This window comes from Microbacterium paraoxydans, assembly GCF_018224615.1.
Classification (GTDB): domain Bacteria; phylum Actinomycetota; class Actinomycetes; order Actinomycetales; family Microbacteriaceae; genus Microbacterium; species Microbacterium paraoxydans_B.
In genome coordinates, this window is record NZ_JAGTUK010000003.1 from 224,023 (window position 1) to 248,664 (window position 24,642).

A 24,642-nucleotide genomic window follows, 5' to 3' on the forward strand; every position below is an offset into this window, starting at 1 on the left:
GTGTGGACGCTTTCTGTACAGGAGTTGTTCGGAGTGCCGGCAGCAGAAGAGGGCTGCTGCACGGCGGTCGTGAGGGAAGAACCCACACGCAAGCCAAGAGTCGAGTCTACCAGTCCGGGATGCCTCGCGCGAAATGAGGACGCCGCCGAGAAACTGCGTCGCGCTCGGAGTGGTACCGGGTGCAGAATCATCCTGACCCGACAATGACGTCAAGGAGCCCCATGACCCCCGCCTCCGCGCCCTCGTCCGCTCTCGCCGGCCTGCGGTGGTCCGCCGCGACCTCCGCGCTTCAGATCGAGGGGTCGCGATCCGCGGACGGGGGAGGCAGGTCCATCTGGGACGACTACCTCGCCGTGCCCGGCGCGATCCGCGACGGTTCGACGGCGGAGCCCGCGTGCGACAGCTACCGTCGCCCGGAGGACGACGCCGAGCTGGCGGCCGGGCTCGGGCTGGACCGCTACCGGTTCTCCATCCCGTGGGCTCGCGTGCAGCCCGACGGGGCGGGGGTGGGCAACCGCGCGGCGCTCGACCACTACTCCCGCGTCGTCGACCTGCTGCTGGACCGCGGCGTGACGCCCTTCCCGACGCTCTTCCACTGGGAGATGCCGAGCGCGGTCGAGGCCGAGGGCGGATGGCTCAGCCGCGATACCGCCGAACGCTTCGGCGACTACGCCGCGATCGTCGCGGAGCGGCTCGGGGACCGCGTCGCGCACTGGTACACCCTCAACGAGCCCGCGATGACCACGCTGCAGGGCTACGCGGTCGGCGCGCTCGCACCCGGGAAGCAGCTGCTGTTCGGCGCGCTTCCCACGGCTCACCACCAGCTGCTCGCGCACGCCAGGGCCGCCGCGGCGCTGCGGTCGCACGGCGCCGCGGCGGTCGGGCTGGTCAACAACCACACCTGGGTGCTGCCGCTCCACGACACGGACGAGGACCGGCGGGCCGCCGGTGTCTACGACCTGCTGCACAACCGGCTCTTCAGCGAGCCGCTCCTGGACGGCTCGTATCCCGACCTCGAGGCTCTCGGGCTCCCGCCGTTGCCCGTCGCCGAGGGCGACCTGGCCGCGATCCACGGCTCGATCGACTTCTACGGGCTGAACTTCTACAACCCGACCACGGTGGCTGCGGCGACCGGCGGGCCGATTCCGTTCGACATCGTGCCGACGCCCGGGGCACCGGTCACGGGCTTCGGGCCGGAATGGCCGATCATGCCCTCGACCCTGCGTGACCTGCTGATCGACCTGCGCGACCGGCATCCGCAGCTGCCGCCCGTGATCATCGGCGAGAACGGGGCGTCCTTCCCGGAGCCCGACCGTGCGGCGCGGATCGAGGACACCGACCGGATCGCCTACCTCGCCGGCCACGTCTCCGCGGTGGCCGAGGCGATCGAGGCGGGCGTTCCGGTGGAGGAGTACACGGTGTGGTCGCTGCTGGACAACTGGGAGTGGGCGGACGGGTACACGCAGCGCTTCGGTCTCGTGCACGTCGACTTCGAGACGGGCGAGCGCACGCCGAAGGCGTCCTACGACTGGTACCGCGACCTGATCGCCGAGTCCAGGGCCATGTCCACGTCGGTGGCACGCTCGTGACCGCGCCGGAGACCGCCCGTGCCACGCGGGCAGGGCTGCCGTGGATGTCCCTGTTCACGCTGGCCTGGCTCGCAATCTGGACCGTGCAGCTCACGCCCGTGCAGCTGCTGCTGCCGCTGCAGCTCGACACCCCGGAGGACGACTGGATCCGCGGGGTCGTGTCGTCCGGCCTCGTGCTCGGAGTCGGCGGACTGGCCGGAATCGTCGCCGGTCCTGTGGCGGGCGCGCTGTCGGACCGGGCGCGTCCCGGTCGTCACCGCCGTCGCCCGTGGGCGCTGGGTGGCGTCTGGCTCACGGCGCTGTGCCTCGTGCTCACGGGCTTCGCGGACGGGCCGTGGTCCGTCGGCGCCGGATGGGTGGGGGTGTCGATCGGCGTGGCCGTCTCGTCGGCGGCCTTCACGGCGCTGATCGCCGACCAGCTGCCGGTGACCCAGCGCGGTGCGGCGTCGGCCGCGGTCGGCTCCAGTCAGGCGGTGGGCATCGTGCTCGGCGTCGGTCTGGTCGTGCTGCTCGGCCTGGACATCCTGTCGGGCTACCTTCTGCTCGCGGGGGTGATCGCCGTGGTGGGCACGGGCGCCGCGCTGCTCCTGCCCGACCCTCCCGCGCGGGAGGCATCGCGATCCAGGGAGCCGGGCGTGCAGCACCTCGCGTCGTTGCGCGACCGCGACTTCGCCTGGATGCTCGCGGGGCGTCTGGTCACCAACGTGGGCAATGCACTGGGCACGGCGCTGTTCCTGTTCTTCCTGCTGCACGGCCTCGGGCAGGAGAGCACCGTCGCGCAGGACAACCTGCTGCTGCTCATCGTCGTCTACACGGTGTTCGTGGTGCTGGCGTCCGTCGTCACCGGCATCGTGTCCGACCGTACGGGGCGGCGTCGCACGCTCGCCGTCGCCGCGACCGTGGTGCAGGCCGCTTCGGGGGTGGCCATCGTGGTGCTGCCGACGTTCGAGATGACGATGGTCGCGGCCGCCCTGATGGGACTCGGCTACGGGGCGTTCTCCACGGTGGGCCTGGCATTCGCGGCCGATCTTCTTCCGGGGGAGCAGGATCACGCGCGCGACCTCGGGATCGTGAACGTGACGGCGGCGCTCGGCCAGCTGATCGGCCCGGTGCTCGGTGCGGGGCTGGTGGCGCTGGTCGGCGGCTTCTGGCTCGTCTTCCTGTCCGCGGCCGTGCTGTCGCTCGTCGGCGGCGCGCTCACCGCGATGGCGAGACAACCCGCCGCGTCAGCACTCCGCGGCTGACGCCGTCAACGTGGCGATCGCGAGGGCGAGGACCGCGTTGAACACCCGCGGACGCATCGCCGTGACGAGGTGCGTGGTGCGGGGGACGACGATGAGCTCGGCGTGGGGTGCCAGCCGCCGGAACAGGGGTTCGTTCAGGCGCAGCTGGTCGTATTGCCCGTTCACGAACCACAGCGGCACCTCGATCCGCGGGACGGCGGCGGCCACATCCAGGGCGGCGAGGCTGCGCAGCGCGGTGTCCTGCGTGTCGAGGGCGTAGCCGCCCGCCGCGAAGTCGCCCCGGTTCTCCTCCGGGATCGTGGCGGCGATCATGCGCTGCGTGAGCCATAGGCCGCGGTCGGGAAGGGAGTCCACGGCGCGCGCGACGATGCGGTACGCCTGGAGCCCGGCGCCGCGGGGGAGCGAGGTGCACGCCGCCGCGACGAGCCCGGCGACCGGGGGCCGTTCCGCGCCGCCCGTGTAGGCGAGGGACAGCAGACCGCCCATCGAGTGCCCCACGAGCAGCACGGGCCCGCGTTCGGCGGCCGCACGCACCGCGACGTCGATCGTGTGCATCGCCTCGTGCAGCGTGAAATCCTCGGCCATGCGCGTGCCGTGCCCCGGCAGGTCGACCGCGGTGACGGGGTGCCCGTGCTCCTCGAGGAACGTGACCTGCGAGCGCCACATGGTGGCCGACGTGCGGATGCCGTGCACGAGGACGGTCTGGACGCTCACGCTCTCAGCATAAGGAAGCGGGGCCGGTGGCGAACCACCGACCCCGCGTCGACACGAGAGTGTCAGAGAGTGTTACTTCTCCCAGCCGACGTTCTCGACCGGCGTGACGCCGAACAGGTCGAGGCCCACGTAGGGCTCCGGCGTGAGGTTCGCCAGGCCGTTCTTGACCACGTAGATCGACGGGCCGCTGTAGAGCGGGATGACGCCCCACGTCTGCTCGACGATCTTCGGCTCGAGCTCCATGGCGGCAGCCGTCCAGGACTCGGCGTCCTTCTGCGACTCGACGTCGTCGGCGATCTGCTTGTCGATCTCCGCCGTGCCGGTGCCCGAGAGGTTCAGCTGGCTGTCCGAGCAGTAGAGCTGGCAGAACCAGGCCGGGCCGAACGGGTCGGAGTCGGTGAAGCGGAGCGACACGGCGTCCCAGTTCTTCGACGTGAGGTCGTTCGAGAAGTCAGCCGACGGGCGGACATCGATCTTCACGTCGATGCCGATCTCCTTCTGCTGCGCCTGGAGCGACTTCGCGAGGGCCTCGAGCGTGGGGTCCTCACCGAACACCGGGTAGGTGATGGACAGCTTCTCGCCGTCCTTCTCGCGGATGCCGTCCTCGCCCTCGGTCCAGCCGGCGTCGTCGAGCAGCTTCTTGGCCGCGTCGACGTCGTTCTTCAGACCGGCCGTCGCGAACGAGTCGGAGTAGCCGTCCTGGAACGAGTACAGGTTCAGCGAACCGGCGACGGGCTCTTCGTAGCCGAGGCCGTTCCACGCGATCTGCTTCTGCTGATCGATGTTGATACCCATGAAGAACGCCTTGCGCACGTCGATGTCCTCGAACTGCGGCTTGTCGGCATCGACCATGATGATCGTCTTGGCGGTCTGCTGCGCGCGACGCACCGTGGTGCCGTCGACGTCCTGGACCTGCTTCAGGCGGTCGTTGGTGTTGGTGTTCACCATGTCGATCTCGCCGTTCTTGAACGCGTTGATCGCGGCGTCCGGCTCCATCGCGGTGAAGGTGACCGAGTCGAGCAGCGGCGCGTTGCCCCACCACTCGGGGTTCGGCTTGAAGGAGACGAAGCCGCCGTTCGGGTCGAACGTGTCGACCGTGTACGGTCCGGCGCCCCACTCGGGGTGCATGTTGCCGATGAAGCCCTCGTTGAAGACCGTCGGGTCGGCGATGGCCGGGTGCAGCACGCCACCGGTCAGGAACGCCATGGACGGCCAGGCGTACACGCCGTCGAAGGTCACGACCGCGGTCTTCGCGGTGTCACCCTGCTCGACGCTCTTGATCTGCTTGTAGCCGTCGGTCGCGTTGGGGGTGAAGCCCTCGTCGTAGGAGCGGTTGGCCTTCCACGTCGCGTCGATGGCCGTCCAGTCCATGTCGGTGCCGTCGTTGAAGTGGGCCTCGTCCTTGAACGTGAACGTGATGGTGGTGTTGCCGTCCACCTCGCTGATGTCGTAGGCGTCGAGGTACGCGTCGTTCTTCGTGACCTCGCCCTCCGGCGAGACCAGGAGGATCTGCGGCATGTACCACGACCACAGGCGCACGGTGTCCGCGCTGCCGTCGCCGTTGAAGGCGTTCAGCTGCTCGGGGATCTCGTTGATCGGGAAGTTGACCTCGCCACCCTCCTTCAGGTTGCTGCGGTCCTGCGGGTTGTAGTCGGCGGTCTTGGTCTCGACCTTGTCGCCGCCGTTGTCCCCGCCACCGGTGTTTCCGGACCCGCTCGCGCAACCCGCGAGGGCGAGTGCCAGGGCGCCGCTGATCGCGATCGCCCCCAGCAACTTCTTGTTCTTCATGGTGCTCCTTTCGCCTTTCGGCGTTTCATAAAGGGAAGAATAGTTCGCGGTCGCAACCGGTATACCGCCCGGGAGTGAATCGCGCCTAACCGTTATCGGACGGTGACCACGAGCCCTCCCGGGACGAGGGGTCAGACCGTCGCCGGCTTCGTGGACATGGTCTGCGCGTCGAACACGACCCGCTGACGGGTGCGCTCGATGTCCGGGTCGGGCACCGGGATCGCGGAGAGCAGCGCCTGCGTGTACGGGTGCTGCGGGTTGTCGAACACGTCGTCGACGTCGCCGTGCTCCACGAACTCGCCGAGATACATCACGGCCACGCGATCGGCGATGTGCCGCACCACGGACAGATCGTGCGCGACGAAGAGGTACGACAGTCCCAGCTTCACCTTGAGGTCGTCGAGCAGGTTGATCACGCCCGCCTGGATCGACACGTCGAGCGCCGACACGGGCTCGTCGAGCACCACGATCTTCGGGTTGGTCGACAGGGCGCGGGCGATGCCGATGCGCTGTCGCTGTCCGCCGGAGAACGCCTGGGGGAAGCGGTCGCTATGCGCGGGGTTGAGCCCGACGAGGTCCATCAGCTCGTCCACACGGCGGTGTGCCTCCTCCTTGGGCGTGCCGATCGCGAACAGCGGCTCCGAGATGATGTCGGCCACCGTCATGCGCGGGTCGAGCGCCCCCATCGGGTCCTGGAACACGATCTGGATATCCCGGCGCAGCGCCCGCTCCACCTTGCGGCTGCGGATGTCGTTGACGCTGGTCCCGGCGATCACGATGTCGCCCTCGGTCTGCTTGACCATGTCCATGATCTGCAGCAGGGTCGTGGTCTTGCCGCTGCCGGACTCGCCGACGATCGCCATCGTCTCGCCCTCGCGCACATCGAAGCTGATGCCCTTGATGGCCTGCACCTCGCCCACCTTGCGCTTGAGGAAAGCGCCCTTGAGCAGCGGGAACGTCTTGCGGAGGTTGGTCACCTCGAGCGTCACCGGACGCTCTTCACGCGGCTTCTTGGTGAGGTCGCTCTCGGGAAGCGGACGCACGGGGTAGACCGGCAGCCCGCCGAGCATTCCGCCGTCCTCGATCTCGTGTGCACGGATGCACGCGGCACGGTGCGCGGCACCCGAGCCGGTCGCGACGGGCAGCAGCTCCGGCTCCTTCGCCCGGCACGCATCCATCACGATTGGGCAGCGGTCGGCGAACGGGCACGCGTCCGGCAGGTCGATGAGCAGGGGCGGGTTGCCCTTGATCGGGGTGAGCGGCTCCTTCTCCACCTTGTCCACGCGGGGGATCGCGCCCAGCAGGCCGATGGAGTACGGCATGCGCGTCTCGTGGAACAGCTCGTGGGCGGGGGCGTGCTCGACCGGCTTGCCCGCGTACATTACGAGCACGTCGTCGGCGGTGCGGGCCACCACGCCCATGTCGTGCGTGATCATGATCACGGCGGCGCCGGTCTCGTCCTGCGCCTTCTCGATCAGGTCGAGGATCTGCGCCTGGATCGTCACGTCGAGGGCGGTCGTCGGCTCGTCACAGATGATGAGCTTCGGGTTGTTGGCCATGGCGATGGCGATCACCACGCGCTGGCGCATGCCGCCGGAGAACTCGTGCGGGAACGACTTCATGCGCCGCTCCGGCTCGGTGATCCCGACCAGCTTCAGCAGCTCGACCGAGCGGTCCCACGCCTCCTTCTTGGAGAGGCTGCGGTGCACCGTGAGGGCCTCGATGAGCTGGTCGCCCACGGTGTACACCGGGGTGAGCGAGGTCAGCGGGTCCTGGAACACCATCGACATGCCGTTGCCGCGGATAACCGACAGCTGCTTGTCGCTCATGCCGATCAGCTCTTTGCCGTCGTAGATGATCGAGCCGGTGACCTTGGCGTTCTCGTCGAGGAGGCCCATGATCGCGAGCGAGGTCACGGACTTGCCGGAGCCGGACTCGCCGACGATACCGAGGGTCTTGCCGGCCTCCAGGTCGAACGAGACACCGCGGACGGCGTCGACGCGGCCGGCCTCGGAGGCGAAGCTGACCTTCAGGTCGCGGACGGAGAGGACGTTGGTCATGCGCGGCCTCCTGCAGCCGAGGTGGGGTCGAGGGCGTCGCGCAGGCCGTCGGCGATCAACGCCATCGACACCGTGAGCAGGGTCAGCGCCGCCGCCGGGAAGTAGAACAGCCACGGGGCGGTGGTCAGTGAGCTGGAACCCGCACCGATCAGCGCACCGAGGGACACGTCGGGGATCTTCACGCCGAAGCCCAGGAACGACAGCCCGGTCTCGGTGACCACCGCCGACACGACGCCGAGCGTGAAGTTGATGACGAGCAGCGAGCCGATGTTCGGCAGCAGGTGCCGGAGCACGATCTTCATGCCGCTCACGCCCATGTACCGCGCCGCGCTCACGTACTCGCGTTCGCGCAGCGACAGCGCCATGGTCCAGATGACGCGGGCCGGGAAGTACCACCCGATCACGAAGATCATGATCAGGGCGATGACGCGCCAGTCGCCCCCGGCCTTGTTCGAGATCATCGCGAGGATGAGGAAGCTCGGGATCACCATCATGAAGTGGATGACCAGGAGCGAGATCCGCTCGGTCCAGCCGCCGAAGTACGCGGCAGCGGTGCCGACCAGCGCCGAGACGATCGTCACACCGATCGAGACCGTGAGCGCGATCATGAGCGAGCGCTGCAGGCCGACCGCCACCTGGGCGAACAGGTCGTTGCCGGCGTTGTTCGTGCCGAACCAGTGCTCCGTCGACGGGGGAGTGCTGAGGTTGAGGAAGTCGAGTTCGACGTGGTCGTAGCGGGCGATCAGCGGACCGAAGATCGCGAACAGCACGAGCAGGGCGAAGATGACCAGGCCGATCAAGGCGCCGCGGTTGCGGGAGAACCGCCGCCAGTACAGGCTCCACTTCGACAGGCGCTTGGTCGCGACCCTGGTGGTCTCGGGGCCCGCGGCCTCCGGCTCGGGGTGGATGGTCGGGTCGAGCATGTCGGTGCTCATGTCAGCTCACTCTCACACGCGGGTCGAGGACCACGACGGCGATGTCGGCGAGGATCGCGCCGATCGCCGTGAGGACCGCGCCGAAGGCCGCGATCGCGACGGTTCCGTGGATGTCGTTCTTCGAGATGGTCTCGATGAAGTACTTGCCCATGCCGTTCCAGGCGAAGATCGTCTCCGTCAGCACCGCGCCGGTGAAGATCGCGGGGATCGTGAAGGCGACCTGCGTGGCGACCGGAATGAGCGACGTGCGCAGCGCGTGCTTGCGGATGGCCTGCTGCTTGGTGAGGCCCTTGGCCCGAGCGGTGCGCACGTAGTCGGCGTTGATGTTGTCGAGCAGCAGCGAGCGCTGCAGGAAGTGGATGCTCGCGTAGCCGGTGAGCACCAGGGCTATGGTCGGCAGCGTCAGGTGTTGCAGTACGTCGATGAGTGTGGGGAAGAAGCCTTCGACGCCCTGGCTGGCATTGCCCGTCACGTAGAAGATGCGGGTGCCCGTGGCGTTGTTGAGGCCGATCGCGAGCAGCACGATCGCGAAGGCGGCCACCACGATCGGGATGTTCAGGGTGATGATGCTCGTCGCCTGCCCGATGCGGTCGGCGAGCTTGTACTGGCGGGAGGCCGTGTACACGCCGAGCGCGATGCCGAGGATCGTGGTGATGATCGTCGCGCCGAGCACGAGCTCCGCGCTGACCCACATGCGGTAGGCGACCTGCTCGTTGACCGAGCCGCCGGTCGGGCTCACGCCCCAGTCCCAGCGCAGGAGGATGCCGGTGAACCAGTTCCACCAGCGCTCGATCAGCGGAACGGTGTCGCTGAGGTTGCGGGGAACGAGGAGGTTGTTGATCTGCTCTTCACTGAGCGGAGGACGCCGGCCCACGTAGTTGCTGCGCGGATCGAGGAACCCCCACGCGAGGAAGTAGGTGAGGTTCGTCGCGACCACGATCATGAGCAGCCAGCCGAGGGCGCGGCGTGCGAGGTACTTGATCAAGGGGGATTTGTCTTTCTCTTCTCCAGACGCGCTCGGGATCCGCCGACGCAACGCTGAGCCGGGCGGACGATCGGGCGCCATCCGCCGTTCTGCGCGACGCGACAGGCCCTCACGGTGTCTGTGACGGAGTCGTATCGCTTACGGGATCCGGTGTCACGGATTGGTCCCGGGCAACTTCGGGAGACTATCACCGATACAGCGGAATGGGGATTCTCCACCCCTCCACCGTAGAATCGTCGGGACATGTCCCCACGCGCTCTCACCCCGCTTCAGCCTGCCGCGACGCCGGCTGCGCAGATCCGCAATTTCTGCATCATCGCCCACATCGACCACGGCAAGTCGACCCTCGCCGACCGCATGCTCCAGATCACCGGAGTCGTGTCGGACCGCGACATGCGGGCGCAGTACCTGGACCGCATGGACATCGAGCGCGAGCGCGGCATCACCATCAAGAGCCAGGCGGTGCGCATGCCGTGGGAGCTCGACGGCGAGACCTTTGCGCTCAACATGATCGACACCCCCGGTCACGTCGACTTCACCTATGAGGTGTCGCGCTCCCTGGCCGCATGCGAGGGAGCCATCCTCCTGGTCGACGCCGCGCAGGGCATCGAGGCGCAGACTCTCGCGAACCTCTACCTGGCGCTGGAAAACGACCTCCACATCATTCCGGTGCTCAACAAGATCGACCTCCCGGCGGCCGACCCGGAGAAGTACGCGAAGGAGCTCGCGTCCCTCATCGGCGGCAAGCCGGAGGACGTGCTGCGGGTCTCCGGCAAGACCGGCGTCGGCGTGGAGGAGCTGCTCGACCGCCTTGTGCAGGAGATCCCGGCACCCGTCGGCGATGCCGAGGCTCCGGCCCGTGCCATGATCTTCGACTCCGTCTACGACGCGTACCGCGGCGTGGTCACCTACGTGCGCATGGTCGACGGGAGCCTGTCGCCGCGCGAGCGCATCCAGATGATGTCGACGGGCGCGACGCACGAAGCGCTCGAGGTCGGCGTCTCCAGCCCGGAGCCCACCCCCACGAAGGGCCTCGGCGTCGGCGAGGTCGGCTATCTCATCACGGGCGTGAAGGACGTGCGGCAGTCGAAGGTCGGTGACACGATCACGAACGCGCGCAAGCCCGCCGCCGAAGCCCTCCCCGGTTACACCGACCCCAAGCCGATGGTGTTCTCCGGCATCTACCCGATCGACGGCAGCGACTACGCCGAGCTGCGCGAGGCCCTCGACAAGCTCAAGCTGTCCGACGCCTCGCTGCAGTACGAGCCGGAGACCTCCGTGGCCCTCGGGTTCGGGTTCCGCTGCGGATTCCTCGGCCTGCTGCACCTGGAGATCGTGACGGAGCGGCTCGCGCGCGAGTTCGGCCTCGACCTCATCACCACCGCGCCGAGCGTGATCTACGAGGTGCTCACGAGCGACACCGGCGAGACCGTCACCGTGACCAACCCGAGCGAGTACCCCGACGGCCGCATCGGCTCGGTGTCGGAGCCCATGGTCAAGGCGGCGATCCTGCTGCCGAAGGACTACGTGGGAACCGTCATGGAGCTGTGCCAGTCGCGCCGCGGCTCGCTGCTGGGCATGGAGTACTTCTCCGAGGAGCGTGTCGAGCTGCGCTACAACATGCCGCTCGGCGAGATCGTGTTCGACTTCTTCGACCAGCTCAAGTCCAAGACCCAGGGCTACGCGTCGCTGGACTACGAGCCCTCGGGGCAGCAGGAGGCCGACCTGGTGAAGGTGGACATCCTGCTGCAGGGCGAGAAGGTCGACGCGTTCAGCTCGATCGTGCATCGCGACAAGGCCTACGCCTACGGCACGATGATGGCCGAGCGCCTGCGCAAGCTCATCCCGCGGCAGCAGTTCGAGGTGCCCATCCAGGCCGCCATCGGCGCACGCATCATCGCTCGCGAGACCATCCGCGCGATCCGCAAGGACGTGCTCGCCAAGTGCTACGGCGGTGACATCACCCGCAAGCGCAAGCTCCTCGAGAAGCAGAAGGAGGGCAAGAAGCGCATGAAGATGGTCGGCCGCGTCGAGGTCCCCCAGGAGGCGTTCATCGCCGCGCTGTCGGGCGACGTCGAGGGCAAGGACAAGAAGTAACCCGGGCGATCCTGGGCGCTCCCGCGGCGCGGGGGGTGTTCGCCCAGGGAACCCGAAGTAGGCTGGAACTCATGCGGCGCGGGACTTTCCGAGACGACACGGTGGACTATGCGGCCGTGGGTGCGACCCACGCCCCCGACCTGATGCAGTACCCGCCGGAGCGCAGCATCCCCGCGGAGGAGTCGTGGCGGATCGGCAGCGGTGAGGAACGGTTCCAGACGGCGGGTGAGGCCCTGCTGTCGTGGACGGCCCAGCGTGCCGCAGGTCTCACGGTGGAGGATGTGCGCCCGGCGCCCGGTCCCGCCTACGCCGGTGTCAGCTTCGACGCCGAGGGCAACCCGATCGCGCCGAGCAAGCGCGACGTCGAGCCGCGCTACGACGCGGAGGGCATGCCGTTCGTCGGTGCCGGGATGACGCTGCACCTGCGCGGCCGGGTGGGCGGCATGCGTGCCGACTCCGAGCTGCGCGTGATCTCGGTCACGGAGGAGACGCGGCGCATCGGCTTCGTGCTCGGGACGATCGGCGGCTCCGTCGTCAGCGGCGAGGAGTCGTTCGACGTGGACTGGCGCGAGGACAACGACGAGGTCTGGTTCACCGTCCGCGCGTTCGACGCGCCCAACACGCTCGTGTACCGGCTGGTGCCCGCGCTCATGAAGCGCCGCCGCCGCGAGCTGTTCGCGCGGTACCTGCGCGCGATCTCCCCGCTGTACGCGACCCCCGTCTGATGGCGGGACCGCTTCCGCTCGGCGACCCGGCACCCGCGGACGGTCGACTGCCCGACGACCTACCGATCTCCGCGGACACCCCGTTCTCGGCGTACCTGCACGTGCCGTTCTGCCGCGTGCGGTGCGGCTACTGCGACTTCAACACGTACACGTCGAGCGAGCTGCAGGGCGCGAAGCAGGAGGACTACGCGTCCACCCTGATCGGGGAGATCGCCCTCGCCCGCGGCGTGCTCGAGGCCGCGGGGGCCCTGCGGCCGATGGACACCGTGTTCTTCGGTGGCGGCACGCCCACGCTGCTGCCGCCGGGCGACCTCGCGCGCATGCTGGGTGCGGCGACCGCGGCGTTCGGGCTCGCTCCGGGTGCCGAGGTGACCGTGGAGGCCAACCCCGACACCGTGACGCCGGAGGTGGCGCGCACTCTCGCCGACGCCGGTGTGACGCGGCTCTCGATCGGCATGCAGTCGGCGGTGCCGCACGTGCTGGCTGCGCTCGATCGCACGCATCAGCCCGACAACGTGCGCACGGCCGTGGCGGCGGCGAAGGACGCGGGGCTGGACGTCAGTGTCGACCTGATCTACGGCGCACCGGGGGAGTCCCTCGCCGATTGGGAGGCCTCGCTCGACGCCGCCCTCGCCCTGGAGTCCGACCACATCTCGGCCTACGCCCTGATCATCGAGGACGGCACGAAGCTCGCACGGCAGATCCGTCGCGGCGAGGTGCAGGCCCCGGACGACGACCTGCAGGCGGACATGTACGAGCTGGCGGACGAGCGGCTCGGGGCGGCGGGCTTCGAGTGGTACGAGGTCAGCAACTGGGCGCGCAGCCCTGAGCAGCGTTCGCGCCACAACCTGGCGTACTGGCGGGGGAGTGACTGGTGGGGCTTCGGCCCTGGCGCGCACAGTCATGTGGCCGGGCTGCGCTGGTGGAACGTGAAGCACCCGGCGGCCTATGCGCAGCGGCTCGCCGCGTCGTCCTCGCCGGCGGCCGGGCGGGAGCGGCCCGACCGGGAGGCGCAGACGCTCGAGCGCATCCTGCTGCTCAGCCGGATCAGGGAGGGGATCGCGGTCGACGAGCTGCCGGCGGCGAACCGCGGTCGCGTGGCCGGGCTCATCGCCGACGGGCTGATCGATGCGGCGGCGGCGATCCGCGGCCGCGTGCAGTTGACCCTGCGCGGACGACTCCTCGCCGACGCCGTGGTGCGCGAGCTCACGGACTGAATCGGCTGCGAGCGACTCGGAGTTCTCGCGGTCTCACGGGGTAGGATTGGCACTCAGGGCATCAGAGTGCCAGCAACCGGTCGGCGGAAAGGGGTGGGCCATGGTCACGGAGCGAGGACTGCAGGTTCTCCGTGCGATCGTGCAGGACTACGTCGAGACGCACGAGCCCGTGGGCAGCCGGTCGATCGTCGACCGTCACTCGTTCGGGGTGTCGGCGGCGACCATCCGCAACGACATGGCGCAGCTCGAAGACGAGGAGCTCATCACCGCGCCCCACACATCGTCCGGGCGGGTCCCCACCGACAAGGGCTACCGCGTCTTCGTCAACCACCTCGCGCAGCTGCGCCCGCTGTCGTCGGCGCAGCGCTCCGCGATCGAGTCGTTCCTTGCCGACCCCGCCGACCTCGACGACCTCATGGCCCGCACGGTGCGGGTGCTCACGCAGCTCACGGGTCAGGTCGCCCTGGCGCAGTACCCGTCGTTCGCGCGCGCCCGCGTCACCCACGTGGAGCTCGTCGCGCTGGCCCCGAACCGTCTGCTGACCGTGCTGGTGACCGACGCGGGCGGTGTCTCGCAGCGCATGACCGTGTTGCCCGATGCGCTCGACGAGAGCGACCTGGGGGTGCTGCGCGCGCGGCTGTCCGCCCTGATCACGGGTCAGGCGATCGCCGAGGCGTCCGAGCGGCTGCAGACCCTGCTGGCCACCGAGGAGACTCCGCGGGATCGCGTGCTGCGCACCCTCGCCGGCGTCCTGGTCGACGAACTGGGCGGTTTCCGGCAGGAGCGCCTGGTGATGGCGGGAGCGGCCACCCTGGCGCGTCGGGAGCACGACTTCCGCGGCAGCATCCACCCGCTGCTCGAGGCGATCGAGGAGCAGGTCACGCTGCTGCGGCTGATGAGCGAGATGGTCGCCGACGAGCACGGGCTCGCGGCGAGCATCGGCACCGAGAACGCACCGTTCGGTCTCGGTGAGGCCTCGATCGTCGCGAGCGACTACGCGGCACCCACCGGAACGGCGCGCGTCGGCGTGATGGGGCCGACGCGCATGGACTATCCGAGCAACCTGGCGGCGGCGCGGGCAGTGGCCCGCTACCTGTCGCGGATGCTCGACGACGACGAGGCCGGTCGCTGACGCGGCCCCACGGAACACACGCAGAAGGGCGATTGTGGCGGACCACTACGAGGTTCTCGGGGTGTCCCGGGACGCTTCCACGGACGAGATCAAGAAGGCGTATCGCCGGCTGGCGCGGCAGCTCCACCCGGACGTGAACCCGGGCGAGGATGCGGCCGAGCGGTTCAAGCTCGTGACCCACGCGTACGACGTGCTCAGCGACGAGGAGTCGCGACGCCGCTATGACATGGGCGGCGGTGACGGCGCCGCGGGCAACTTCGGCGGCTTCGGGGGCTTCGGCGACATCTTCGAGACGTTCTTCGGTGCCGCGCAGGGCGGTGGGCGCGGTGCCCGGCCGCGGTCGCGGCGCGAGCGCGGTCAGGACGCCCTGGTGCGCGTGACCCTCGAGCTGGGCGACGTCGTGTTCGGCGCACACCGCGACATCGAGGTCGACACCGCGGTGCTGTGCGAGACGTGTCAGGGCTCGTGCTGCCAGGAGGGCACCTCGCCGGTCACGTGCGACATCTGCGGTGGCACCGGCCACGTGCAGCGTCAGGTGCGCAGCCTGCTGGGCAACGTCGTCACCTCGCAGCCGTGCGGCACGTGCGAGGGCTACGGCACCACCATCCCGTATCCGTGCGGCACGTGCGGCGGTCAGGGCCGGGTGCGGTCGCGGCGCACGGTCTCGCTCGACATCCCTGCCGGTGTCGAGACGGGTCTGCGGCTGCAGCTGCCCGGCTCGGGCGAGGTCGGCCGCGCGGGCGGCCCCAACGGCGACCTGTACGTCGAGGTCACGGTCACCCCGCACCCGGCGTTCAGCCGCGAGGGCGACGACCTGCTGGCCACGCTGGAGGTGTCGATGAGCGATGCGATCCTCGGCACCGAGGCGTCGATCGAGGGGCTGGACGGCGAGGTCGACCTGGAGATCCGCCCCGGCGTGCAGTCGGGCGACGTGCTGACGATCAAGGGCCGGGGCATCACGCCGCTGCGGGGCACGCAGCGCGGCGATCTGCGGGTCGGCGTGCAGGTGGTGACGCCCACGAAGCTCGACGCGGCGCAGCGCAAGCTCATCGAGGACTTCGCGAAGAAGGCCAAGGCGCCGGCGCCGCAGCTCGCGCAGTTCCAGCAGGGGCTGTTCTCCAAGCTGCGCGACCGCTTCCGCGGGCACTGATCGTGGCGCTCCACTTCCTGGTCGAGACGGCGGGCGGCGCGGCCGTCGGTGACGTCGTGGCGCTCACGGGTGCGGAGGCCAAGCACGCCGCGGTCGTGCGTCGGCTGCGGGTCGGCGAGGCCGTGACCGTGGGCGATGGCCGGGGCGTGTGGCTTTCGGGCGTGGCGGAGGAGGTCTCGCCGTCGCGCGTCGAGGTGCGGGTGCAGGAGCGCGTGGAACGGCCCGCCGCCGCGCCCAGGGTCGTGCTGGTGCAGGCGCTCGCGAAGGGCGACAGGGACGAGCTCGCGGTGCAGGCCGCGTGCGAACTCGGCGTGGACGAGATCGTGCCGTGGCAGGCGAGTCGCAGCATCTCCCGCTGGGAGGGCCCCAAGGCCGGGAAGGGTCGCGAGCGCTGGGCGACGATCGTGCGCGAGGCCGCCAAGCAGGCCCACCGTGCGTGGGTGCCCGAGGTCGCACCGGTGGAGTCGACCGCGCAGCTCGCGGCCCGTGCGGAGACGCAGCGCGTGCTGCTGCTCGACCCGACGGCGCCCGTGCGACTGTCCGCACTGGAGCCCGACGGCCGCGACCTCGTGCTGGTCGTGGGGCCGGAGGGCGGCATCTCGGCCGAGGAACTGGAGCGGCTGGCGGCGGCGGGCGCGGAGCGCGTGCTGCTCGGCGACACGGTGCTGCGCACGTCCACCGCGGGGCCGGCGGCGATCGCTGTGCTGTCCGTGGCGCTCGGCCGCTGGTGACCGCCGCCGCGCCTGAGTGCCCCGGTAAGCTGAACGCATGAGCGAACCCTCGATCTTCACGCGCATCCTGAACGGGGACATCCCCGGTGAGATCCTGCTCGACGCGGGTCGGGTGTTCGTGATCCGTGACATCAACCCGCAGGCTCCGCTGCATGCGCTGGTGATCCCGAAGACCGAGGAGTACCGCGACGTGACGGAGCTCGCGGCGGGCGATCCCGGTCTGCTCGCGGAGATGGTCGCCGCGGCGAAGCGCATCGCCGACGATCACGCCAACGGCGAGTACCGCCTCATCTTCAACAACGGCGCGAGCGCCGCCCAATCCGTCTTCCACGTGCACGCCCATGTGCTCGGCAATCTCGAGGAGAACAAGCTCGTTGGCTTCTGACGATCAGGGAACCGTCACCGAACGCATCTATGCGGACGGTGTCGCGATGGTGCAGCTGCTCGGTCCGCAGGACCGTCTGCTACGGATGCTGGAACGCGAGCACCGGGACGTGCAGGTGCTCGTGCGCGGCAACGAGATCACGCTGACGGGCGAGCGCGACGCCGTGGCCAAGGCGAAGAGCCTGGTCGACGAGCTGCTGGCGATGACGAAGGCCGGTCACGATCTGGCGCCCAGCGACGTGTCGAGCTCGGCGCGCATGCTCCGCACCGAGGGGGGCCCGCGGCCCAGCGAGGTGCTCGGCGAGGCGATCCTGTCGACGCGCGGCAAGGTGATCCGCCCGAAGACGCTCGGCCAGAAGGAGTACGTCGACGCGATCGAGGAGAACACGATCGTGTTCGGCATCGGTCCCGCCGGAACGGGCAAGACCTACCTGGCGATGGCGAAGGCCGTGCAGGCGCTGCAGCGCAAGGAGGTCACCCGCATCATCCTCACGCGTCCGGCGGTGGAGGCGGGGGAGCGGCTGGGGTTCCTGCCCGGCACGCTCACCGACAAGATCGACCCGTATCTGCGGCCGCTGTACGACGCGCTGAACGAGATGATGGATCCGGAGGTCGTGCCCCGTCTGATGGCGACCGGCACGATCGAGGTGGCGCCGCTGGCGTACATGCGCGGCCGCACGCTGAACGACTCTTTCGTGGTGCTGGACGAGGCGCAGAACACGACGCCGGAGCAGATGAAGATGTTCCTGACGCGGCTGGGCTTCGGCACGAAGATGGTCGTCACGGGCGACATCACGCAGGTCGACCTGCCGCAGGGGTCCTCGGGCCTCCGGCTGGTGACGCGGGTGCTCGACGGCATCGACGACATCCACTTCAGCCGGCTGACCAGCGACGACGTGGTGCGGCATTCGCTTGTCGGGCGCATCGTCGACGCCTACAGCGAGTACGACGAGAAGCGCACGGCGCAGCGGTTCGAGCGCGAGCAGGCCGCGGAGTTCGCCAACCGGGCGGAGCGCCGTGGCGCGCAGCGACCAGGACCACGCGACCGGATGCCGAAACGGGGGCTCTCATGATCGAGATCAACAACGAGTCGGCGATCGACGTCGACGAGACGGTGCTGCAGCGGCTCACCGACTTCAACCTGGAGCAGCTGCATGTCAGCCCGGATGCCGAGGTGGCGATCGTGCTGGTCGACGAGGGCGCCATGGAGGCGTTGCACGTGCAGTGGATGGACGAGCCGGGCCCGACCGACGTGCTGAGCTTCCCCATGGACGAGCTGCGCCCCGGCACCGAGGACCGCCCGACGCCTCCCGGCCTGCTGGGTGACATCGTGCTGTGCCCGCAGGTGGCGGAAACGCAGGCGCAGGCCGCCGGCCACACCCTGATGGACGAGCTGATCCTGCTCACCACGCACGGGCTGCTGCACCTGCTGGGCTTCGATCACGCGGAGCCGGAGGAGGAGCGGGAGATGTTCGGACTTCAGAAGCAGCTGATCCAGGGCTTCGCCGTGTCCGAGCGCCGCCGCCGATGACGGAGATCCTGCTGCTGATCGCCGCCGTGCTGCTGGTGGCCTTCGGCGGCCTGATGGCTGCGATCGACGCGGCCTACGGGGTGACGTCCCGCGCCGGGCTCGCGGATCTCGCGACCGAGGGGCGACGGGCGAAGGCACTGGAGCGCATCGCCGCGGACCTCGACGCGCACGTCAATGCGGTGGCCTTCATCCGCGTGCTGGCCGAGGTGACCGCGGCCGTGCTGGTGACGGTCGCGTTCACGATCATGTTCGAGAACATCTGGTGGGCCATGCTCGCCGCGGCCATCCTGATGACCGGCATCACCTTCGTGCTCGTCGGCGCCAGCCCCCGGACGTTCGGGCACCAGCACGCCGAGGCCATGATCCGCGGCAGCGCGAGCATCGTGCGCGGTCTGCGCATCATCCTCGGTCCGCTCGCGCAGGGGCTGGTCGTCCTCGGCAACCGGGTCACGCCCGGCACGGGCCGCAGCTCGTTCTCCAGCGAGGACCAGCTGCTGAGCATGGTCGACGAGGCTGCGTCGAACGATCTGATCGAGGAGGACGACCGCGACCTCATCCACTCGGTGTTCGACTTCACGGATCAGTTCGTGCGGGCCGTGATGGTGCCGCGCACCGAGATGGTGACGGTGGACGCGGAGGCGACGACCGACGAGGCCATGGCGCTGTTCCTGCAGCGCGGAGTGTCGCGTATGCCCGTCGTGGACGACGAGGCCGACGACGTGGTGGGTGTGCTGTACCTCAAAGACCTGGTGCAGTTCGCCTACCGCGACGACCTCGCCTGGCGGGCGGCGTCGATCCGTCCGATCGCCCGCCCCGCGACGTTCGTGCCGGAGTCGATGCGCGCGGAGACCCTGCTGCAGCAGATGAAGCGCGACGCCGTGCACGTGTGCCTGGTGATCGACGAGCACGGCGGGATCTCGGGCCTCGTGACGCTGGAGGACCTGATCGAGGAGCTCGTCGGGGAGATTTCCGACGAGTACGATCAGGTATCCGCGGAGTTCGTGGATCTCGGCGCCGGACGCTACCGCGTGAGCTCTCGGCTGTCGCTGGAGGACGTGGGCGATCTGTTCGGCCTCGAGCTCGAGGACGAGGACGTCGACTCGATCGGCGGCCTGCTCGGGAAGGCGCTCGGACAGGTGCCGCAGCCCGGTGCGACCGCCGTCGTGGACGGCCTGGTCCTCACGGGTGGTGCCTCCCGAGGGCGCGGCCGCGGAATCGCGACGGTGTTCGTCGAGAGGGCCGAAGAGACGGACGAGGCGCAGGAAGAAGGAGAGCGACGCGATGACTGAGGACACCCGGAGCGGGTTCGTGACCTTCGTCGGCCGGCCGAACGTCGGCAAGTCCACCCTGACGAACGCGCTGGTCGGCGACAAGATCGCGATCACGAGCGAGAAGCCGCAGACGACGCGGCGGGCGATCCGGGGCATCCTGAACCGCCCGGACGGGCAGCTCGTGATCGTCGATACCCCCGGGATCCACAAGCCGCGCACCCTGCTCGGCGAGCGGCTGAACGACCTGGTGGAGCAGGTGCTGGGCGACGTCGACGTGATCGGCTTCTGCGTTCCCGCGACCGAGAAGGTCGGACCGGGCGATCGGCGCATCGCCGCGTCGCTCGACGGTTATCCGCGTGCGCAGAAGATCGCGATCGTCACCAAGACCGATGCGGCGGGGCGCGACGAGATCACGGAGCGCCTCATGGAGGTCGATTCCCTGCGCGAGGACTGGGCGGCGGTCATCCCGCTCTCGGCGCTCACGCGCGATCAGCTTGACGTGCTCGCCGACGAGATCCTGCAGCTCATGCCGGAGGGGCCCGCGCTGTACCCGACCGGGATCACGACGGACGAGTCGAACGAGGACCGCATCGCCGAGATCATCCGGGAGGCCGCGCTCGACGGAGTGCGCGACGAGCTGCCCCACTCGATCGCGGTGGTCGTGGACGACATCGCCCCCCGCGAGGACAGCGACCTGACCGACGTGCACGCCTCGATCGTGGTGGAGCGCGACAGCCAGAAGGCGATCATCATCGGGCACAAGGGCTCGCGGCTGCGCGACGTGGGCGCACGCGCGCGGGGCGGTATCGAGGAGCTGCTCGGTACCCGCGTGTTCCTCGGCCTGCACGTCAAGGTCGCGAAGGAGTGGCAGCGCGATCCCAAGCAGCTCGGCCGGCTCGGGTTCTGAGATGAGGCGGGGCAGGACGTCGGAGGCGGCGGGCAGACCGCCGACCCCGCGGTCATGAGCGGCCGCAGCGAGGACCCGAACACGCTGCGGCACGAGGTCTTCACACGGGTGTTCGACGAGCACTGGGCGGCGGTGCGCCATCACATCGAGGGTGTGGTGGGAGACGACGACGAGGTCACGGAGATCGTGTCGGAGGTGTTCCTCGGGGCGTGGTCGCGGCTGCGTCCCGGTCGGCCGCCCGGTCGCGTGTGGCTGCTGCGCGAGGCGGACCGTCGTCTGCGGGCCCGCGGCCGCCGGTCGACGACGCGGCTTCTCGCGCTCGACGCGCTGCACATCGGGCTGTCCGGTGACCCGGAGCCGCCGGGCCTGGTGGGCCGCAGCGAGGTGCTTCATGCGGTGGGTACCCTCAGCCCGGGCCAACGGCGTATCATCATGCTCACGTATTGGGATGGACTCACGGTGGGGGAGATCGCGGAGCTGGTGCGCGCATCGGAGTCACGGGTACGGAAGACGCTGCGTCTGGCGGAGGATCGGCTTCGTGCGGCGCTGGGCCTGGAGGGGACGGATACGCGTGATGCCTGACAACGCCGTGCTGGAGCGAGCGCTCACCGCCGCGGATCCTGCGCGCACACCGCGCGACGCGCAGCCCGACGCCAGGGCGATCGCGACGCGCGACCGCATCCTCCGCAGTTCGCGCGCCCCGCAGCGCCGTCGGGTGCGCACCGTGGGGTGGGCCACGGGGCTCACGGCGGTGGCGGCATCCGCTGCTCTCGCATTCGGTGTGCTGCTGCCGCAGGGCGCGGCCGTGGCTGGCACACCGTCGCCGTTGGCGTACGAGGGCGCCCGGTCGCTCGCCGATACGGTGGCCACGGCCGACACCGACCTGAGCGTGTTCCACGAGCCGGAGACCCCCGAGCGGTCCGTGCGCACCGCGTCGTGGTCGTTCTCCGTCGACGTCGACGCCGGGCATGCCGAGATCGTGCCCCAGCTGTCGACGTTCGAGTGGAGCGACGATCTGTCGGGCGAGGCGATCTCGATCAACGGCGTGGCGTACGACCCGGGTGACGCCGTCGCGAACCAGGACGCCGAGGTCGTCAGCACGGGTGAGGTCGCCGCGCACGTGACCTTTGCGCCGGGAGAGTTCCAGACGCCCGTCGTGGCGGTTCCCGGGGAGTCGCCGGCGGAGGTGCGGGCGCTGCTGGAGGCGTTCGGGCTGCCGAATGACCCCAGTGCGTTCGACGTGGTGACGGCGATCACGTCGGTGTTCGGGCAGTGGACGCTGACGAACGCGCAGCACGCGGAGCTGCTCGCGCTCATCGAGGAGTCCGGGGGCGCGCAGGCACTGGGAACGTCGACCGACCGGCTCGGGCGACCGGTCGCCGGCATCCGGGTGATCGCGGCGGACGGCGTGGTCAGCGACGATGTGCTGGTGTCGCTCGACAGCGGCCGCATCGTCGGAGTGGAGCGCACCGTGCTGGTGGACGACGGCATCGTCGCCCCGGGCTCCATCACGGACTACCGCATGTGGGATCTCGATGAGGAGATGATCGAATGAGGCGGGCGCACGCGACTTTTGCGGCCCTGGTGGGCCTGGTGCTGGTGCTGACGGGGGCGCCGATCGCCGCGTCCGCCGCGGCCGACCCGGAGGAGGTCGACCCGCTGGCTGCGCGGCTGCTGGAGGAGGTGCCGGGTGGTGACCTGGTCGCGCCCGGCCACATCGTCTGGTCCGACCTCGACATGGAGTTCGTGGCGGCTGCCGGGGCGTCGAAGGCGAGTGCGCGGAGCGTGGGCAGCTGCGCCACGGGCCGCATCTGCGCCTACACCGCGTACAACCTCTCGGGGAGCATGCTGAGCTGGGGGAGCTGCACGACCACCACGATCCCCTCGAGCTTCGTCACCCGGTCGGTGGCCAACGCCCGCACCTCGGGCTACGCCCAGGTGCGCAACGGCAGCACCGTGCTCGCGACCGTGTACGCGAACGCCTCCGCCAACGTCTACGCGTCGGCCAACAACATCCGCTGCTTCCTCTGAGCGCGCGTGCGAGGGGAGAAGGGCGTTGAGCGCCCGATGCTCGGTGCAGTAGGAGGCGCCCCGTGAGTCGTCGGGCGGAGGAGCGTGCCGCCGAGCGCGAGCGCGTATTCACCGCGATCTACGCGCAGCACTGGGCTGCGGTGCAACGACATGTGGAGTGCACGCTCGATGACGACGCGGAGGTGGCCGAGGTCGTCGCCGACGTGTTTCTCCTCGCCTGGCGCAAGCTGGATCCGGCGCGCCCGCTCGGATTGGTGTGGTTGCTGCGGACATGTGACAACAAGCTTGGCTGGTGACGACGACGACTGCGTTCAGCGGCTCCACGCCCGGGAGTCCAGGGCTCGCCTGCACGACCACCGTCGGGAGCTACGACGCGGCGGGCAACCCCACCGAGACGACGCTCGCGATCCCGACCGGGGCGCCGACGTTCGGCGGCACGAGCTACAAGACGACGCTGTACTACAACGCCGACTCGTCGCTGCAGGCGAAGTCCCTTCCTGCGATGGGCGGCCTTCCGGCAGAGATCGTCCGCAACAGCTACGACTCCTGGGGCCGGCTCAGCGGCGTGCGCGGCACCTCGATCGTGCTGGCGAACACGGTGTACTCGCCGATCGGACAGCTCGCCGAGTTCGCCAGGGTCAACGGCTCCACGAGCAGTGCGTACTCCACGTACGGGTACGACCCGGCGACTCGGGCAGTGCTCGCCATCAAGGACAACGCGGTGTTCGGCGGTCGCGGGCACTACGTCGCCGACCGCACGTACACGCGTGACGGGGTGGGGAACGTCACCTCGGCGACCATGAACTCGGTGCTGCCGACCAGCGGGATGCAGAAGACCTGCTACACGTACGACAGTCTGCGGCGGCTCGGGGTGGCCTACCCGCTCGTGTACGGTTTTGAAGCCGCGAAATCCACCATTCTCACTGGCTCCTACGGGTGTGCGAACTGGTTCGAGTTCGACGCAGGTCTCCACGAAGGACGGTACTCGTCATGCGGAAGAAGGCGGTGATCCGGGTCGCAGCGGGCGCACTGGGGGTGATCGGTGCAGCGGCCCTGGCGGGATGCGTCCCGTCGCGGCCAGTTTTCATGGAGCCGGTCGCCCTGACGGTCGTCGACGACCGGTTCGCGTGGGTGCAGTGCCTCGACGAGGCGTGGGACATCGACTACATCTCCACGGCCCTGCGAGAAGAGTGGGGATCAGAGGACGAGGTGGCGCTGTTCTCCGCGACCGCCAACGAGGGGCAGGCCGTCGCCGTGCCTCCCGGCGTGCCGATCCTCCCTGGCACCTTCCCTGACTTCTCCGTGACCAGCAGCCGGGAGTACCCGGTGTCGAGTCTGGATGGACCCGTCACCGTGTACGTCATCCTTTCTGGACCGGACCACCGCGCGGAGATGTCTTTCAAGAACGTAGCGATCGATTCGCTCGAGGAAGGTGCCTATGTGTACCACTCCGGGGAAGTGAGCAATGAGCCCTGCGACATGGACGACGAGTGAGCGTTGCGGTCTTCTCGACGCGAAGACAGGCCGGTCGGACCCCTGCATTGCACGAGGCGGCAATGCCTTACAGCCGGGTATTTCCACTCCGGGGATGTAGACCCACCGGCTTTACTGCCCATAGTGTGCCGCTATGGCCTCCCCGCTCAACCTTCGTGTGCCTCGTTCGTGGCGCTCAGCTCGTGCGGTGAGACCGCTTCACGCGGCTGCGGTGCTGGGGCTCGCCGTGGTCGCGTGTGCCGGGTGCTCAGGTGGGGCCGTGCCCGATGTGGAGGTGTCCGAGGACGACCTGATCGGCGTGTGGATGGCGACGTCAGGAACGGCGGAGTTCGAGCTGCATGAGGGCGGAGGGGTGAGCGCGGAGGACTGGCCGGCATCGATGTGGTGTGACGCCGCGCCAGACACCGGTGCGTCGTTCCCTTCTCTGACCGGCAACTGGTCCGCGGGATTCGGCGACAGCGCTTTCGCGTTAAGTCTGAATCCGCCCTGCAACGCGATGCCTGCCCTGTTCGCTTTCGAGGATGCACAGGGTTCGGTCGAGCTCTGGTACTTCGCGCCGGGCGTTGACCGCGATTCGCACCCCGACCCCGAGGTGGTGTTCACGAGGTCAGGCTGATACCCGCCGGAGCCCACCCGTCGTCGATTCCGCGGAGAAAG

The 24,642-nt window shown here is 69.3% G+C and carries 25 protein-coding genes; 20 read left to right on the forward strand and 5 right to left on the reverse strand.

All coding sequences use genetic code 11. The features are described from left to right. Positions 1-221 precede the first annotated feature (221 nt). Entirely contained in the window at positions 222-1,589 is a 1,368-nt protein-coding gene (locus KE274_RS11220) for a glycoside hydrolase family 1 protein (RefSeq protein WP_211543784.1), read from the forward strand. A 44-nt stretch (positions 1,590-1,633) separates the two neighbouring features. Further along, a complete protein-coding gene (locus tag KE274_RS11225) occupies positions 1,634-2,833 on the forward strand; it encodes an MFS transporter (RefSeq protein WP_211544922.1) in 1,200 nt (399 codons plus the stop codon). Here the strand turns inward: KE274_RS11225 and KE274_RS11230 are convergent. From KE274_RS11230 to KE274_RS11250, 5 genes are all read right to left on the reverse strand, one after another. After that, positions 2,816-3,547, reverse strand: coding sequence for an alpha/beta fold hydrolase (locus tag KE274_RS11230; RefSeq protein WP_211543786.1), 732 nt, complete (start codon positions 3,545-3,547; stop codon positions 2,816-2,818). The two genes, KE274_RS11225 and KE274_RS11230, sit on opposite strands and share 18 nt — an antisense overlap. A gap of 72 nt (positions 3,548-3,619) precedes the next feature. Beyond that, complete coding sequence (locus KE274_RS11235; RefSeq protein ID WP_211543788.1) at positions 3,620-5,335, reverse strand: ABC transporter family substrate-binding protein; 1,716 nt, start codon at positions 5,333-5,335, stop codon at positions 3,620-3,622. Between the two features lie 131 nt (positions 5,336-5,466). Beyond that, positions 5,467-7,395 carry an ABC transporter ATP-binding protein gene (locus KE274_RS11240; protein WP_211543790.1) on the reverse strand — a complete coding sequence of 643 codons (1,929 nt, stop codon included), beginning with the start codon at positions 7,393-7,395 and terminating at the stop codon, positions 5,467-5,469. Continuing rightward, a complete protein-coding gene (locus KE274_RS11245; RefSeq protein ID WP_211543791.1) occupies positions 7,392-8,330 on the reverse strand; it encodes an ABC transporter permease in 939 nt (312 codons plus the stop codon). Before KE274_RS11245 ends, KE274_RS11240 begins: the two co-directional genes overlap by 4 nt. Position 8,331: 1 nt before the next feature. Then, positions 8,332-9,315, reverse strand: coding sequence for an ABC transporter permease (locus tag KE274_RS11250; RefSeq protein WP_211543793.1), 984 nt, complete (start codon positions 9,313-9,315; stop codon positions 8,332-8,334). 243 nt (positions 9,316-9,558) lie between these two features. On the opposite strand from KE274_RS11250, the gene lepA reads away from it, so the two are divergent. The 18 genes from lepA (at position 9,559) to KE274_RS11340 (ending at position 24,601) form a co-directional block, all read left to right on the forward strand. After that, positions 9,559-11,412 carry a translation elongation factor 4 gene (lepA, locus tag KE274_RS11255; RefSeq protein ID WP_211543795.1) on the forward strand — a complete coding sequence of 618 codons (1,854 nt, stop codon included), beginning with the start codon at positions 9,559-9,561 and terminating at the stop codon, positions 11,410-11,412. Between the two features lie 71 nt (positions 11,413-11,483). Next, on the forward strand, positions 11,484-12,137 hold the full coding sequence (locus tag KE274_RS11260) for a DUF1990 family protein (protein WP_211543796.1): 654 nt from the start codon (positions 11,484-11,486) through the stop codon (positions 12,135-12,137). Then, positions 12,137-13,354 carry a radical SAM family heme chaperone HemW gene (gene hemW, locus KE274_RS11265; RefSeq protein ID WP_211543798.1) on the forward strand — a complete coding sequence of 406 codons (1,218 nt, stop codon included), beginning with the start codon at positions 12,137-12,139 and terminating at the stop codon, positions 13,352-13,354. The genes KE274_RS11260 and hemW overlap by 1 nt, the downstream gene beginning before the upstream one ends. Positions 13,355-13,454: 100 nt before the next feature. Continuing rightward, positions 13,455-14,486 (forward strand): heat-inducible transcriptional repressor HrcA, encoded by a 1,032-nt coding sequence (hrcA, locus tag KE274_RS11270; RefSeq protein ID WP_211543800.1) that lies wholly within the window; start codon positions 13,455-13,457, stop codon positions 14,484-14,486. Positions 14,487-14,520: 34 nt separating this feature from the next. Next, positions 14,521-15,636, forward strand: a complete 1,116-nt coding sequence (dnaJ, locus tag KE274_RS11275; RefSeq protein ID WP_211543802.1) for a molecular chaperone DnaJ — start codon at positions 14,521-14,523, stop codon at positions 15,634-15,636. A gap of 2 nt (positions 15,637-15,638) precedes the next feature. After that, a complete protein-coding gene (locus tag KE274_RS11280; RefSeq protein WP_211543804.1) occupies positions 15,639-16,367 on the forward strand; it encodes a 16S rRNA (uracil(1498)-N(3))-methyltransferase in 729 nt (242 codons plus the stop codon). Between the two features lie 37 nt (positions 16,368-16,404). After that, positions 16,405-16,752 (forward strand): HIT domain-containing protein, encoded by a 348-nt coding sequence (locus tag KE274_RS11285; protein WP_211543806.1) that lies wholly within the window; start codon positions 16,405-16,407, stop codon positions 16,750-16,752. A 46-nt stretch (positions 16,753-16,798) separates the two neighbouring features. Beyond that, positions 16,799-17,824: a PhoH family protein gene (locus KE274_RS11290; RefSeq protein WP_249186375.1), complete on the forward strand. Its 1,026-nt coding sequence runs from the start codon at positions 16,799-16,801 to the stop codon at positions 17,822-17,824. Further along, on the forward strand, positions 17,821-18,282 hold the full coding sequence (ybeY, locus tag KE274_RS11295; RefSeq protein WP_136030557.1) for an rRNA maturation RNase YbeY: 462 nt from the start codon (positions 17,821-17,823) through the stop codon (positions 18,280-18,282). Before KE274_RS11290 ends, ybeY begins: the two co-directional genes overlap by 4 nt. After that, positions 18,279-19,571 carry a hemolysin family protein gene (locus KE274_RS11300; protein WP_211543820.1) on the forward strand — a complete coding sequence of 431 codons (1,293 nt, stop codon included), beginning with the start codon at positions 18,279-18,281 and terminating at the stop codon, positions 19,569-19,571. Before ybeY ends, KE274_RS11300 begins: the two co-directional genes overlap by 4 nt. Beyond that, positions 19,564-20,460: a GTPase Era gene (era, locus tag KE274_RS11305; protein ID WP_211543822.1), complete on the forward strand. Its 897-nt coding sequence runs from the start codon at positions 19,564-19,566 to the stop codon at positions 20,458-20,460. The genes KE274_RS11300 and era overlap by 8 nt, the downstream gene beginning before the upstream one ends. Before the next feature lie 54 nt (positions 20,461-20,514). Continuing rightward, positions 20,515-21,042 carry an RNA polymerase sigma factor gene (locus tag KE274_RS11310; protein ID WP_211543824.1) on the forward strand — a complete coding sequence of 176 codons (528 nt, stop codon included), beginning with the start codon at positions 20,515-20,517 and terminating at the stop codon, positions 21,040-21,042. Beyond that, a complete protein-coding gene (locus KE274_RS11315; RefSeq protein WP_211543826.1) occupies positions 21,035-22,015 on the forward strand; it encodes a hypothetical protein in 981 nt (326 codons plus the stop codon). The genes KE274_RS11310 and KE274_RS11315 overlap by 8 nt, the downstream gene beginning before the upstream one ends. Beyond that, the gene (locus KE274_RS11320; RefSeq protein WP_211543828.1) at positions 22,012-22,491 is read left to right on the forward strand and encodes a hypothetical protein; all 480 of its coding nucleotides are present in this window, start codon (positions 22,012-22,014) and stop codon (positions 22,489-22,491) included. Before KE274_RS11315 ends, KE274_RS11320 begins: the two co-directional genes overlap by 4 nt. A gap of 62 nt (positions 22,492-22,553) precedes the next feature. After that, positions 22,554-22,787, forward strand: coding sequence for a hypothetical protein (locus KE274_RS11325; RefSeq protein ID WP_211543829.1), 234 nt, complete (start codon positions 22,554-22,556; stop codon positions 22,785-22,787). Beyond that, positions 22,784-23,500 carry a hypothetical protein gene (locus KE274_RS11330; protein ID WP_211543831.1) on the forward strand — a complete coding sequence of 239 codons (717 nt, stop codon included), beginning with the start codon at positions 22,784-22,786 and terminating at the stop codon, positions 23,498-23,500. The genes KE274_RS11325 and KE274_RS11330 overlap by 4 nt, the downstream gene beginning before the upstream one ends. Further along, positions 23,482-23,985: a hypothetical protein gene (locus KE274_RS11335; RefSeq protein WP_211543832.1), complete on the forward strand. Its 504-nt coding sequence runs from the start codon at positions 23,482-23,484 to the stop codon at positions 23,983-23,985. The genes KE274_RS11330 and KE274_RS11335 overlap by 19 nt, the downstream gene beginning before the upstream one ends. 259 nt (positions 23,986-24,244) lie before the next feature. Next, complete coding sequence (locus tag KE274_RS11340) at positions 24,245-24,601, forward strand: hypothetical protein (protein ID WP_211543834.1); 357 nt, start codon at positions 24,245-24,247, stop codon at positions 24,599-24,601. The last annotated feature ends 41 nt before the right edge of the window (positions 24,602-24,642 follow it).

Excerpts from the sequence above, each read along its gene's own strand:
- KE274_RS11220 (WP_211543784.1), top strand. The coding sequence starts at position 222 with ATGACCCCCGCCTCCGCGCCCTCGTCCGCTCTCGCCGGCCTGCGGTGG.
- KE274_RS11225 (WP_211544922.1), top strand. The coding sequence starts at position 1,634 with ATGTCCCTGTTCACGCTGGCCTGGCTCGCAATCTGGACCGTGCAGCTC.
- KE274_RS11235 (WP_211543788.1), bottom strand. The coding sequence starts at position 5,335 with ATGAAGAACAAGAAGTTGCTGGGGGCGATCGCGATCAGCGGCGCCCTG.
- KE274_RS11240 (WP_211543790.1), bottom strand. The coding sequence starts at position 7,395 with ATGACCAACGTCCTCTCCGTCCGCGACCTGAAGGTCAGCTTCGCCTCC.
- KE274_RS11245 (WP_211543791.1), bottom strand. The coding sequence starts at position 8,330 with ATGAGCACCGACATGCTCGACCCGACCATCCACCCCGAGCCGGAGGCC.
- lepA (WP_211543795.1), top strand. The coding sequence starts at position 9,559 with ATGTCCCCACGCGCTCTCACCCCGCTTCAGCCTGCCGCGACGCCGGCT.
- KE274_RS11260 (WP_211543796.1), top strand. The coding sequence starts at position 11,484 with ATGCGGCGCGGGACTTTCCGAGACGACACGGTGGACTATGCGGCCGTG.
- hemW (WP_211543798.1), top strand. The coding sequence starts at position 12,137 with ATGGCGGGACCGCTTCCGCTCGGCGACCCGGCACCCGCGGACGGTCGA.
- hrcA (WP_211543800.1), top strand. The coding sequence starts at position 13,455 with ATGGTCACGGAGCGAGGACTGCAGGTTCTCCGTGCGATCGTGCAGGAC.
- KE274_RS11285 (WP_211543806.1), top strand. The coding sequence starts at position 16,405 with ATGAGCGAACCCTCGATCTTCACGCGCATCCTGAACGGGGACATCCCC.
- KE274_RS11290 (WP_249186375.1), top strand. The coding sequence starts at position 16,799 with ATGGTGCAGCTGCTCGGTCCGCAGGACCGTCTGCTACGGATGCTGGAA.
- ybeY (WP_136030557.1), top strand. The coding sequence starts at position 17,821 with ATGATCGAGATCAACAACGAGTCGGCGATCGACGTCGACGAGACGGTG.
- KE274_RS11300 (WP_211543820.1), top strand. The coding sequence starts at position 18,279 with ATGACGGAGATCCTGCTGCTGATCGCCGCCGTGCTGCTGGTGGCCTTC.
- era (WP_211543822.1), top strand. The coding sequence starts at position 19,564 with ATGACTGAGGACACCCGGAGCGGGTTCGTGACCTTCGTCGGCCGGCCG.
- KE274_RS11310 (WP_211543824.1), top strand. The coding sequence starts at position 20,515 with ATGAGCGGCCGCAGCGAGGACCCGAACACGCTGCGGCACGAGGTCTTC.
- KE274_RS11315 (WP_211543826.1), top strand. The coding sequence starts at position 21,035 with ATGCCTGACAACGCCGTGCTGGAGCGAGCGCTCACCGCCGCGGATCCT.
- KE274_RS11320 (WP_211543828.1), top strand. The coding sequence starts at position 22,012 with ATGAGGCGGGCGCACGCGACTTTTGCGGCCCTGGTGGGCCTGGTGCTG.
- KE274_RS11335 (WP_211543832.1), top strand. The coding sequence starts at position 23,482 with ATGCGGAAGAAGGCGGTGATCCGGGTCGCAGCGGGCGCACTGGGGGTG.